Here is a 12,992-nt window from a genome sequence, read left to right as displayed (position 1 = left end):
TTGGCTGAGAGCAACACCGACCGCATCAAGCGGCGGTGGGAAGCCGTGATGATGAACAACTACGGCACCCCGCCGATGGCTTTGGCCAGCGGCGAGGGCGCCGTGGTCACCGACGTGGACGGCAAGGCCTATCTCGACCTGCTCGGCGGCATCGCGGTCAACGTCCTGGGCCACCGCCACCCCGCGATCGTCGAGGCCGTCACCCACCAGATGTCGACGCTGGGCCACACGTCGAACCTGTATGCCACCGAACCGAGCCTCGCGCTGGCCGAAGAACTCGTGGCCCTGCTGGGCGCCGGCAACGAATCCGCTACCGACGCGCGGGTGTTCTTCTGCAACTCCGGCACCGAGGCCAACGAAGTGGCGTTCAAGCTGTCGCGGCTCACCGGTCGCACCAAACTGGTTGCCGCTCAAGAGGCTTTCCACGGCCGGACCATGGGCTCGCTGGCGCTGACCGGGCAGCCGAGCAAGCAGGCGCCGTTCGCGCCGCTGCCCGGCGACGTCACGCACGTGCCCTACGGCGACGCCGACGCCCTGGCCGCCGCGGTCGACGACGCCACCGCCGCCGTGTTCCTGGAGCCGATCATGGGGGAGAGCGGCGTCGTCGTCCCGCCCGAGGGTTACCTGGTCGCCGCCCGCGACATCACCGCGCGGCACGGGGCGCTGCTGGTGCTCGACGAGGTGCAGACCGGGATGGGCCGCACCGGAACGTTTTTCGCCCACCAGCACGACGGCATCACCCCCGACGTGGTGACACTGGCCAAGGGGCTCGGCGGCGGGCTGCCCATCGGCGCCTGCCTGGCCGTCGGGCCGGCCGCCGACCTGATGACACCCGGCCTGCACGGCAGCACCTTCGGCGGCAACCCCGTCTGCGCGGCGGCGGCGCTCGCGGTGCTGCGGGTGCTGGCCGAGCAGAACCTGGTCCGGCACGCCGAGGTGCTGGGCAAGTCGCTGCGCCACGGCATCGAGGCGCTGGGCCACCCGTTGATCGGCCACGTGCGCGGCCGCGGGCTGCTCTGCGGGGTGGCGCTCACCGCGCCCCGCGCCAAGGACGCCGAAGCGGCCGCGCGCCGGGCCGGATTCCTGGTGAACGCGGCCGCACCCGACGTCGTCCGGCTGGCGCCGCCGCTGATCATCACCGAAGCCCAGGTCGACGGCTTCGTCGCCGCGCTGCCGGGCATCCTCGACGAAGCAGCAGGAGCCGCAGCATGATCCGCCACTTCTTGCGCGACGACGACCTGTCGCCCGCCGAGCAGGCCGAGGTGCTGCAGCTGGCCGCCGAATTGAAGAAGGATCCGTTCACCGCCCGCCCGCTGGAGGGTCCGCGCGGCGTCGCGGTCCTGTTCGACAAGAACTCCACCCGCACCCGGTTCTCGTTCGAGGTGGGCATCGCCCAGCTCGGCGGGCACGCCGTCGTCGTCGACGCCCGCAGCACCCAGCTGGGGCGCGATGAAACCCTGGAGGACACCGCGCGGGTGCTGTCGCGCTACGTCGAGGCCATCGTCTGGCGCACGTTCGGTCAGGAGCGCCTCGACGCGATGGCCTCGGCCGCGACGGTGCCGGTGGTCAACGCACTCTCCGATGCGTTCCACCCCTGCCAGGTGCTGGCCGATCTGCAAACCATCGCCGAGCGCAAGGGATCGCTAACCGGTTTGCGCATGGCCTATTTCGGTGACGGCGCCAACAACATGGCCCACTCGCTGATGCTCGGTGGCGTCACGGCCGGCCTGCACGTCACCGTCGCCGCGCCCGACGGATTCGCCCCGGACGAGGCGTTCGTGGCCGCGGCCCGGCGGCGCGCCGAGGACACCGGCGCCTCGGTCACCGTCACCACCGACGCCGACGCGGCCGCGCGGGGCGCCGACGTGCTGGTCACCGACACCTGGACGTCGATGGGGCAGGAGGACGACGGCCTGGACCGCCTCACCCCGTTCCAGCCGTACCAGATCAACGCCCGGCTGCTGTCCCTGGCCGACCGGGAAGCCATTGTGCTGCACTGTCTTCCGGCTCACCGCGGCGACGAGATCACCGACGAGGTGATGGACGGGCCGGCCAGCGTGGTCTGGGACGAGGCCGAAAACCGGTTGCACGCCCAAAAAGCGCTGCTGGCCTGGCTGCTGGAGCGGTCGCGATGACTCGCAGCAAGGCCACACCCGAAACCACCCGGGCCGGCAGGCAGGCCCGCATCGTGGCCATCCTGTCGTCGGCCGAGGTGCGCAGCCAGAGCGAACTGGCGGCGCTGCTGGCCGACGAGGGCATCGACGTCACCCAGGCCACCCTGTCGCGGGACCTGGAAGAACTGGGCGCGGTCAAGCTGCGCGGCGCCGACGGCGGCGTCGGCGTCTACATGGTTCCCGAGGACGGCAACCCGGTGCGCGGGGTGTCCGGCGGCACCGCGCGGCTGTCCCGGCTGCTGAGCGAACTGCTGGTGTCGGCCGACGCCAGCGCCAACCTGGCGGTGCTGCGCACCCCGCCCGGCGCCGCCGACTACCTGGCCAGCGCGATCGACCGCGCGGCGCTACCGTACGTCGTCGGCACCATCGCCGGCGATGACACCGTCTTCGTGGCCGCTCGAGAGCCGATGACCGGCGCCGAGCTGGCCAGCACCCTGGAAAAACTCACGTAAGCGTTTCAACCTAAGGAGATTGGTTCATGTCAGAACGCGTCATCCTGGCGTATTCCGGCGGGCTGGACACCTCGGTGGCCATCAGCTGGATCGGCAAGGAGACCGGCCGTGAGGTCGTAGCGGTGGCGATCGACCTCGGTCAAGGCGGCGAAGACATGGAGGTCATTCGCCAGCGGGCCCTGGACTGCGGCGCGGTGGAAGCCGTCGTCGTCGACGCCCGCGACGAGTTCGCCGAAGGCTACTGCCTGCCCACCATCCTGTCCAACGCCCTCTACATGGATCGCTACCCGCTGGTGTCGGCGATCAGCCGGCCGCTGATCGTCAAGCACCTAGTCGCGGCCGCGCGCGAACACGGCGGCGGCATCGTCGCGCACGGCTGCACCGGCAAGGGCAACGACCAGGTCCGGTTCGAGGTCGGATTCGGTTCGCTGGCACCCGATCTCGAGGTGCTGGCGCCGGTCCGCGATTACGCCTGGACGCGGGAGAAGGCGATCGCGTTCGCCGAAGAAAACGCCATCCCGATCAACGTGACCAAACGCTCCCCGTTCTCCATCGACCAGAACGTGTGGGGCCGCGCGGTGGAAACCGGCTTCCTGGAACACCTTTGGAACGCCCCCACCAAGGACGTGTACGCCTACACCGAGGACCCCACGCTGAATTGGAGCACGCCCGACGAGGTGATCGTCGGGTTCGAGCGCGGCGTGCCGGTGACGATCGACGGCAAGCGGGTGTCGGTGCTGGGCGCCATCGAGGAACTCAACACCCGCGCCGGGGCCCAGGGCGTCGGCCGCCTCGACGTCGTCGAGGACCGGCTGGTGGGCATCAAGAGCCGCGAGATCTATGAGGCGCCCGGTGCCATGGTGCTCATCACCGCGCACACCGAGCTCGAACACGTCACGCTGGAGCGGGAATTGGGCCGGTTCAAGCGGCACACCGATCAGCGCTGGGCCGAGCTGGTTTACGACGGGTTGTGGTACTCGCCGCTCAAGGACGCGCTGGAAAGCTTCGTCACCAAGACCCAGGAGCACGTGACGGGTGAAGTGCGAATGGTGTTGCACGGCGGCCACATTGCGGTCAACGGGCGGCGCAGCGCGGAATCCCTGTACGACTTCAACCTGGCCACCTACGACGAGGGCGACAGCTTCGACCAGTCGGCCGCCAAGGGTTTCGTCTACGTGCACGGGCTGTCGTCGAAGATCGCGTCCCGCCGGGACCAGGCCTTCGACGAGGGCCCGGCCGAAGCGTGAGCACTCGCGAGGGGTCGTTGTGGGGCGGGCGATTCGCGGACGGCCCGTCGGATGCGCTGGCCGCGCTGAGCAAGTCCACCCATTTCGACTGGGTGCTGGCCCCCTACGACATCGTCGCCTCGCGGGCCCACACCGTGATCCTGTTCCGGGCCGGCCTGCTGAACGAGGAGCAGCGCGATGGGCTGCTCGCGGGTTTGGATCAGCTCGCCGAGGACGTCGCCGACGGCAGCTTCGCACCACTGGTCACCGATGAGGACGTGCACGGGGCGCTGGAGCGCGGGCTGATCGACCGGGTCGGGCCCGATCTGGGCGGGCGGCTGCGGGCTGGTCGGTCGCGCAACGACCAGGTGGCCACCCTGTTCCGGATGTGGCTGCGCGACGCGGTGCGCCGGGTCGCCGCGGGGGCGTTGGACGTCGTCGGCGCGCTGGCGGCTCAGGCCGCCGCCCATCCGAGCGCCATCATGCCGGGCAAGACCCATATGCAGTCCGCGCAGCCGGTGCTGCTGGCCCATCACCTGCTGGCGCACGCGCACCCGCTGCTGCGTGACGTCGACCGGATCGTCGACTTCGACCGGCGCGCGGGGGTGTCCCCGTACGGGTCGGGCGCGCTGGCCGGCTCGTCGCTGGGTCTGGACCCCGACGCGATCGCCGCGGAGCTCGGTTTCGCCGCCGCGGCCGACAACTCCATCGACGCGACCGCATCCCGCGATTTTGCGGCGGAGGCCGCCTTCGTGTTCGCCATGATCGGGGTCGACCTGTCCCGGCTAGCCGAGGACGTCATCCTGTGGAGCTCGACGGAATTCGGCTACGTCACCCTGCACGATTCGTGGTCGACCGGCAGCTCGATCATGCCGCAGAAGAAGAACCCCGACATCGCCGAGCTGGCGCGCGGCAAGTCCGGCCGGCTGATCGGGAACCTGACCGGCCTGCTGGCAACGCTGAAGGCCCAGCCGCTCGCCTACAACCGTGACCTGCAGGAAGACAAGGAACCGGTGTTCGATTCGGTGGCCCAGCTCGAGCTGGTGCTGCCCGCGATGGCCGGGCTCGTGGGCAGCCTGACCTTCGACACCGAGCGGATGGCCGCGCTGGCCCCGGCCGGCTACACGCTGGCCACCGACATCGCCGAATGGCTGGTGCGCCAGGGGGTGCCGTTCCGGTCCGCGCACGAGGCGGCCGGCGCCGCGGTGCGCGCCGCCGAACAGCGGGCCGTCGGCCTCGACGAGCTGACCGACGACGAATTGGCCGCCATCAGCCCCGATCTCACACCACAGGTCCGTTACGTTTTGACGATCGAGGGCTCGGTGTCCTCGCGCGACGCGCGCGGTGGCACCGCGCCGGTTCGGGTCGCCGAGCAGATCGAAACCGTCCTGGCCAGCGCCGATAGGCTCAAAACCCAGCTGCGCGGCGACGGTTGAGATGAAGTTGGTTTCCCTGACGGGCCGTGGCAGGCAGACTAGACTTCGGGCTCAAAGGCATCCGGTTGAACGCTACGGACCGGGTCCTCGTCACCAAGGGGTGGGAGAACAATGAGCGTGGTCGCCGGCGTCTTCGGTGCGCTACCGCCGCACCGATACTCCCAGCGCGAGCTCACCGACTTCTTCGTCAGCATCCCGGAGTTCGAGGGCTACGAGGACATCGTCCGGCAGCTGCATGCCAGCGCCAAAGTCGACAGCCGTCATCTGGTGCTAACGCTAGAGCAGTACCCTGCGCTGACCGATTTCGGCATGGCGAACCGGATCTTTACCGAGCATGCCGTGAAGCTGGGCTGCGACGCGCTGTCCGGCGCGCTCGACGAGGCGGGACTGCAGCCCCGGGACGTCGACGTGCTCATCACCACCACCGTCACCGGTCTCACCGTGCCGTCCGTGGACGCCAGGATCGCCGCGCAGCTCGGCCTTCGCGACGACGTGCGACGGGTGCCGATGTTCGGCCTTGGCTGCGTGGCCGGCGCAGCGGGGATGGCCCGCGTGCACGACTACCTGCGCGGCGCACCGGACGCCGTGGCCGCCCTGCTCTCCGTCGAGCTGTGCTCGTTGACCTATCCCGGATACAAGCCGTCGCTGGCCGGCATGGTCGGCAGCGCCCTGTTCGCCGACGGGGCCGCGGCGGTGGTGTCCGTCGGCGAGCGGCGCGCCGAACAACTGGCCGCCGGCGGACCGACCATCCTCGACTCGCGCAGCCACCTGTACCCCGATTCGCTGCGCACCATGGGCTTCGACGTCGGCGCCACCGGCTTCGAGCTGGTGCTGTCCAAGGACGTCGCCGCCGTCGTCGAGCAGTACATCGAAGCGGATGTCACAGAGTTCCTGGGCGCGCACGGCCTGACGACGGCAGACATCGGTGCTTTCGTGAGCCACCCCGGCGGCCCCAAGGTCATCGAGGCCATCACCGCGGCGCTCAGCCTGCCGCCCGAGGCGCTCGAACTCACTTGGCGTTCACTCGGCGAGATCGGCAACCTGTCGTCGGCGTCGGTGCTGCACGTGCTGCGCGACACCATGGCCAAGCCGCCGCCGAGCGGAAGCCCCGGTCTGATGCTCGCGATGGGTCCAGGATTCTGTTCCGAACTGGTGTTGCTGCGTTGGTACTGATTTTCGCGCACGCGCTTCCGTTCCTACCGTAAGGCGTCGGCTTTTTGGGCGTTAAAGAGTGTGTGGCGGTGGGACGCCGGTTGGCGTGGCAGGGACCCACCGCGGAGGTATCGCTGTGAGTGACACGAGAGGCCGCCTTCGATGAACGGCAACACCGAAGAGCTGATCAAGGCTCTTCGCCAGTCGCTGAAAGACAACGAGCGGCTCAAGCGCGAGAACCGCCAGTACCTGGCCGCCGCGACCGAACCGGTGGCGGTGGTGGGCATGGCCTGCCGGTACCCGGGCGGCGTGAATTCACCAGAGGCTTTGTGGCAGATGGTGGTTGAGGGGCGCGATGTGGTCTCGGAGTTCCCCGCGGACCGCGGCTGGAACCTGACCGGTCTGTTCGACGCGGATCCCGACGCCGCGGGCAAGTCGTACGCCCGCTGCGGCGGGTTTCTCTCGGATGTCGGCGATTTCGATGCCGCGTTCTTCGGGATCGCCCCCAGCGAGGCGCTGGCCATGGACCCGCAACAACGCCTGCTGCTCGAGGTGTCCTGGGAGGCGTTGGAGCGGGCCGGGATTGACCCCGCCACCCTGCGCGGCTCGGCGACCGGTGTGTTCGCCGGGATATTCCACGGCTCCTACGGGGGTCAGGGACGCGTGCCGGGCCACCTGGAGCGATACGGCCTGCGCGGTTCGACGCTCAGCGTCGCCTCGGGCCGGGTGGCCTATTCGCTGGGGTTCGAGGGCCCGGCCGTCTCGGTGGACACGGCGTGTTCGTCGTCGCTGGTGGCGCTGCACCTGGCGGCGCAGTCGTTGCGTTCCGGCGAGTGCGATCTGGCGCTGGCGGGCGGCGTGACCGTGATGGCGACACCGGCGATGTTCATCGAGTTCAGCCGGCAGCGGGCGCTGGCCGCCGATGGCCGGTGCAAGGCGTACGCGGGTGCCGCCGACGGCACCGGGTTCTCCGAAGGCGTCGGAGTGCTGGTGCTGGAGCGGCTGGCCGATGCCCGGCGGCATGGTCATCCGGTGCTCGCGGTGGTACGCGGGTCCGCGGTGAATCAGGACGGCGCCTCCAACGGCCTGGCGACGCCCAACGGGCCGTCGCAGCAACGGGTGATCCGGGCGGCGCTGGCCAACGCGCGCCTGGGCACGGCCGACGTCGATCTGGTCGAGGGTCACGGCACGGGCACCATGCTCGGGGATCCCATTGAGGCGCAAGCGGTTCTGGCGACCTACGGGCAGGACCGGCCGGCGGATCAGCCGCTGTGGCTGGGTTCGATCAAATCGAACATGGGCCATACCTCGGCCGCCGCGGGGGCCGGCGGAGTGATCAAGATGGTGCAGGCGATCCGCCACGGGGTGATGCCCAAGACGTTGCATGTGGATGAGCCGACGCCGCATGTGGATTGGACCGCCGGGGCGGTGTCGCTGCTGACCGAGCAGCGGCCCTGGCCGGCGGTGGACCGGCCGCGCCGCGCGGGAGTCTCGTCCTTCGGCATCAGCGGCACCAACGCGCACGTCATCGTGGAGCAATACGCCCCGGAGCCCGAAACCGCCACCCGCCCAGGCGATGACGTGGTGGTGCCGTGGGTGCTCTCGGCCCGCTCGGGTGAGGCGCTGGCGAACCAGGCGGCGCGGCTGCTGGCCCGGGTCAAGGCCGATCCCGGCGTGCGGGTGCTGGACGTAGGCTGGTCGCTGATCGCGACGCGGGCGCGCTTCGAGCACCGCGCCGTGATCGTGGGCGCCGACGGCGCGCAGCTGCTGCGCGGGCTGACGGCGCTGGCGGCCGGCGAGCAGAGCGCAGGTTTGGTCGTCGGGCGTGCGCGGCCGGTGGGCAAGACGGTGTTCGTGTTTCCCGGCCAGGGCTCGCAATGGGTTGGCATGGGCGCCCAATTGCTGGACAGCACAAGGGTATTCGCCGAGCACCTGCGGCGCTGCGACAAGGCGCTCGCCGAATACGTCGACTGGTCGCTGATCGACGTGATCCGCGGCGTCCCGGGCGCACCCGGATTGGACCGGGTGGACGTGGTGCAGCCGACGCTGTGGGCGGTGATGGTGTCGCTGGCCGAACTGTGGCGCTCGGTGGGCGTGCTGCCCGATGCGGTGATCGGCCATTCGCAGGGCGAGATCGCGGCGGCCTATGTGGCGGGGGCGCTGTCGCTGGAAGACGCCGCCCGCGTGGTCGCCCTGCGCAGCCGGCTGCTGGTGCAGTTGTCGGGTCGGGGCGGCATGGTCTCACTGGCGTGCAGTCTGCCGCGCGCCGAGCAGCTGATCGCCGGGTGGGGTGAGCGGCTGAACATCGCGACCGTCAATGGTGTTGCCGCGGTGGTGGTCTCCGGCGAGGTGGACGCCCTGGCCGAACTGATGCAGCGGTGCGACGCCGACAACATCCGGGCCCGCAAGATCGACGTCGACTACGCATCGCATTCGGCACAGGTGGACGCGATTCGCGAGTCCCTCGCCGAGGCGCTGCACGGCCTCGCGCCCCGGCCGTCGGCGGCCGCCTTCTTCTCCACGGTCACCGGTGAGCTGATGGACACCGCGGGGCTGAACGCCGACTACTGGTTCCAAAGCATCCGGCAGACCGTGCAATTCGAGCGGGCGGTGCGCAGCGCGTGCGATGCGGGCTATCAGACGTTCATCGAATCCAGCCCGCATCCCGTGCTGATGACTGCCATCGAGGAAACGATGCCCGACAGCGAGCGGGCGTGCGTCATCCCGTCGCTGGGCCGTGAGGACGGCGGCGTGGACCGCTTCTGGCTCTCGGTCGCCCAGGCCCACGTGGCGGGTGTGGCCGTCGACTGGCGCGCCGCGATGGCCGGCCTTGGTGGCCGGGCCGTCGACCTGCCGACGTACGGGTTTGTCCGGCAACACTTTTGGCTTCCAGGCGGGTCGACGGGGTCGCAAGACGTCGCCGCCCTGGGCGTGGCCGCCGCCGAGCACGGGTTGCTCGGTGCGGTGGTGCCGCGGCCCGATTCCGGCGGTGTGGTTTTGGCGGGCAGGTTGTCGACGGCGGCCCACCCGTGGCTGGCCGATCACGCGGTGGGCGAGACGGTGCTGTTTCCCGGGGCCGGGTTCGTCGAGCTGGCCATCCGCGCCGGCGACGAGGTCGGCTGCGCGGTGCTCGACGAGCTGACCTTGTCGGCTCCGTTGCTGCTGCCCCCGGCCGGGGGCGTGCAGGTGCAGCTGGTGGTCGGCGCGCCCGACGAGTCGGGGCTGCGGCGCTTGTCGGTGTATTCCGCCGGCGACGAACCGGATTCGGAGTGGGTGCTGCATGCCGAGGGGCTGTTGCGGCCGGGCACGGTGACACCGGCCACCGACTTCTCGATCTGGCCGCCCGCCGGGGCGAGCGCGGTGGACGTCACTGACGCCTACGTCCGGCTGGCGCAGCGGGGCTACGACTACGGCAGCGCCTTCCGGGGACTGCGGGCCATGTGGCAGCGCGGGGACGAGCTCTTCGCCGAGGTCGTCGTGCCCGATGACGCCGGAACTCAGGACGGCGGTTTCGGAGTGCATCCCGTGCTCCTGGATGCGGCGCTGCACGCGATCGGCGTCGCCGCCGACCAGGACCAGACCGTGTTGCCGTTCTCGTGGCAGGGGGTGTCGCTGCACGCCTCGGGTGCCTCGCGGGCGCGGGTGCGGATCGCGCCGGCCGGCGCAGGGTCGGTGTCGGTGGAACTGGCTGACGGAGCGGGACTTCCGGTGCTCTCGGTGCGGTCGTTGGCCATGCGCCCGGTCTCGGCCGAGCAGTTGACGGCGGCTCCCGCGCAGCGCTCCCGCGCCGAGGGATTGCTCGACGTGACGTGGTCGCCGATCGCACTGGGCGCCGGCGCGGGCGGCGCCCAGGCCACGGTGTGGGAGCTGGGCGACCATGGCGGCGACGTGGTGAAGGCGGTGCACGCCGCGGCCGCCGAGATTCTGGCGACGCTGCAAGCGTGGCTTCGTGACGAAGACGCCGGCGTGCTGGCCGTGCAGACCCGCGGGGCCGTCGCCCTTGCCGGCGAAGACGTTTCGGACCTGGCCGGCGCGGCGGTGTGGGGCCTGGTGCGCTCGGCGCAGGCCGAGTACCCGGGCCGGATGGTGCTGATCGACTCCGACGGCTCCGTCGCCGCCGGCGCGGTGATCGACTGCGGCGAGCCGCAAGTGGTGGTGCGCCAGGGCGTGGCGTACGCGGCGCGGCTGCGGCCGGTGCACATGGGCTCCGCCGTCGGCTTGCCTTCCGCCGGCTGGCGGTTGGATGCCGGCGGTGAGGGCACGTTGCAGGACCTGGTCGTAAGTCCGTGCCCGCCAACCGAATTGACCGGCGGGCAGGTGCGGGTGGCGGTGGCCGCGGTCGGCGTCAACTTCCGCGATGTCCTGGTGGCCCTGGGGATGTATCCCGGCGGCGGGCAGCTCGGTGCCGAGGGCTCCGGCGTGGTCGTCGAGGTGGGACCCGACGTGACCGGGCTGGCCGTCGGCGACGCGGTGATGGGGTTGCTCGGGGTCGTCGGTTCCGAGGCCGTGGTGGATCAGCGCGTGGTGACACCGGTGCCGGCGGGCTTGTCGTCGGTGGCGGCCGCGGGTGTGCCGGTGGTGTTCCTGACGGCGCTGTACGGGCTGTCGGTGCTGGGCGGGCTGCGCGCCGGCGAGCGCGTCTTGGTGCACACCGCCACCGGCGGCGTGGGCATGGCCGCGGTTCAGCTGGCCCGGCACTGGGGCGCCGAGGTGTTCGTCACCGCCAGCCGCGGTAAGTGGGACACCTTGCGCGCGATGGGATTCGACGACGACCACATCGGCGATTCGCGCACGACGGAGTTCGAGGCGAAATTCATAGCGACCTGCGGCGCCGGGTTCGACGTCGTGCTCAACTCGCTGGCCGGTGAGTTCACCGACGCGTCGTTGCGGCTGTTGGCGCCCGGCGGACGATTCATCGAGATGGGCAAGACCGATGTGCGCGATCCGCACGTCATCGCCGACGAGTATCGGGGTGCGGTGTATCGGGCGTTCGATCTGATGGAGGCCGGCCCGGACCGTACCGCGGCCATGCTGGCCGAGATCGTGGGACTGTTGGCCGACGGCGTCGTGAAACCGTTGCCGCTGAGGACGTTTGATGTCCGCTGCGCGTCGGCGGCCTATCGGTACGTCAGCCAGGCCCGCCACATCGGCAAGGTCGCGCTGACCGTCCCGTCGGGACCCGGCGAGGTGCTCAGCGGCTGCGGCGGGGGACTGGCGGGTGCCAGCGTGGTGATCACCGGTGGCACCGGGATGGCCGGTTCGGCGCTGGCCCGCCACCTCGTCGACCGTTACCGGGTGGCGCACGTGGTGCTGGTCAGCCGGACCGGCGCCCAGGCCGCCGGGGTATCCGAACTGGTGGCCGGGCTTCAGGGGGCCGGCGCGCAGGTGTCGGTGGTGGCCTGTGATGTCGCCGACCCCGACTCGGCCTCGGCGATGCTGGCCCAGATACCGGCGCAGTATCCGCTGCGCGGAATCGTGCACGCCGCGGGCATTCTCGACGACGGACTGATCTCGTCGCTGACCCCGGATCGGGTGGACGCGGTCCTGCGCGCCAAGGTCGACGGGGCCTGGAATCTGCACGAGCTCACCCGGCACCTGGATCTCTCGGCGTTCGTGGTGTTTTCGTCGATGGCCGGGATTGTGGGAACCCCGGGTCAGGCCAACTACGCGGCGGCCAACAGTTTCCTCGACGGGCTGGCCGCCTATCGGCGCGCCCACGGACTGCCCGGCCTGTCGCTGGCGTGGGGCCTGTGGGAGCAGGCCTCGGCGATGACGGCGCACCTCGGGGATCGCGACAAGGCCCGGATGAGCAGGATCGGGCTGGCGCCGCTGTCCACCGCTGCGGCGCTGGCGGCGTTCGACGCGGCGATGCTGGTGGACGCTTCGGTGCTGGTGGCCGCCCGCGTGGACCGGGCCGCCCTGTCTGACAACATTGCCGCGCTGCCTGGACTGCTGCGCGAACTCGTGGCCGGCCCGACCCGGCGCGTCATCGTCGACACGGACATCGCTGCGTCGACGACCGGGCTGTCGGCCCGCCTGCACGGGCTGACCCCGGAGGCGCGACAGCGCGAACTGGTCGACCTGGTGTGCGGCAACGCGGCGTTGGTGCTGGGCGTGGCCAATCCGGCGGACATCGACGCCGGCCGCGCGTTCCAGGAGCTCGGGTTCGATTCGCTGACCGCCGTCGAACTGCGTAACCGGCTCAAAAATGCTACGGGCCTTACCCTTTCGCCGACGCTGATCTTCGACTATCCGACACCCACCGTGCTGGCCGCGCACCTGGACACCCAACTGGCCGGCACCGGCGGTGCAGACGATCAGCCGAACCTGATGGGTCGCTTCAACGACATCACCCGCGAACTGCAGGCGCTGCTCGCGGCGCCCACCTGGAATGCCGACGACAAATCCCTGCTGCGGGCCCGCATTCACAACCTGCTCGCCGCGCTCCCGCCGGGCGATCCTTCCGATGCCGAACACCTCGACGATGACCTCGACGCCGCCACCGAAAGCCAACTCTTTGCGATCCTCGATGAAGAACTCGGCCGCTGACAC

General features: G+C 70.5%; 7 protein-coding genes. All 7 read left to right on the top strand.

Annotation, left to right across the window (positions count from 1 at the left end):
• Positions 1-48 precede the first annotated feature (48 nt).
• The 7 genes from MTY59_RS23140 (at position 49) to MTY59_RS23110 (ending at position 12,989) form a co-directional block, all read left to right on the top strand.
• Positions 49-1,212, top strand: coding sequence for an acetylornithine transaminase (locus MTY59_RS23140; protein ID WP_250160899.1), 1,164 nt, complete (start codon positions 49-51; stop codon positions 1,210-1,212).
• Positions 1,209-2,135, top strand: coding sequence for an ornithine carbamoyltransferase (argF, locus tag MTY59_RS23135; RefSeq protein ID WP_221043221.1), 927 nt, complete (start codon positions 1,209-1,211; stop codon positions 2,133-2,135). Before MTY59_RS23140 ends, argF begins: the two co-directional genes overlap by 4 nt.
• Entirely contained in the window at positions 2,132-2,626 is a 495-nt protein-coding gene (locus MTY59_RS23130; RefSeq protein ID WP_221043220.1) for an arginine repressor, read from the top strand. Before argF ends, MTY59_RS23130 begins: the two co-directional genes overlap by 4 nt.
• Positions 2,627-2,652: 26 nt before the next feature.
• A complete protein-coding gene (locus tag MTY59_RS23125; RefSeq protein ID WP_221043219.1) occupies positions 2,653-3,873 on the top strand; it encodes an argininosuccinate synthase in 1,221 nt (406 codons plus the stop codon).
• Positions 3,870-5,288 (top strand): argininosuccinate lyase, encoded by a 1,419-nt coding sequence (argH, locus tag MTY59_RS23120; protein WP_221043218.1) that lies wholly within the window; start codon positions 3,870-3,872, stop codon positions 5,286-5,288. The genes MTY59_RS23125 and argH overlap by 4 nt, the downstream gene beginning before the upstream one ends.
• Positions 5,289-5,399: 111 nt before the next feature.
• Positions 5,400-6,461 (top strand): type III polyketide synthase, encoded by a 1,062-nt coding sequence (locus MTY59_RS23115; RefSeq protein WP_221043217.1) that lies wholly within the window; start codon positions 5,400-5,402, stop codon positions 6,459-6,461.
• Between the two features lie 141 nt (positions 6,462-6,602).
• Positions 6,603-12,989: a type I polyketide synthase gene (locus tag MTY59_RS23110; protein ID WP_221043216.1), complete on the top strand. Its 6,387-nt coding sequence runs from the start codon at positions 6,603-6,605 to the stop codon at positions 12,987-12,989.
• Positions 12,990-12,992 lie beyond the last annotated feature (3 nt).

This window comes from Mycobacterium senriense (assembly GCF_019668465.1).
Lineage (GTDB): Bacteria > Actinomycetota > Actinomycetes > Mycobacteriales > Mycobacteriaceae > Mycobacterium > Mycobacterium senriense.
The sequence above is the reverse complement of the archived record's forward strand: the minus strand, read 5'-3'. Positions and strand labels throughout refer to the sequence as shown.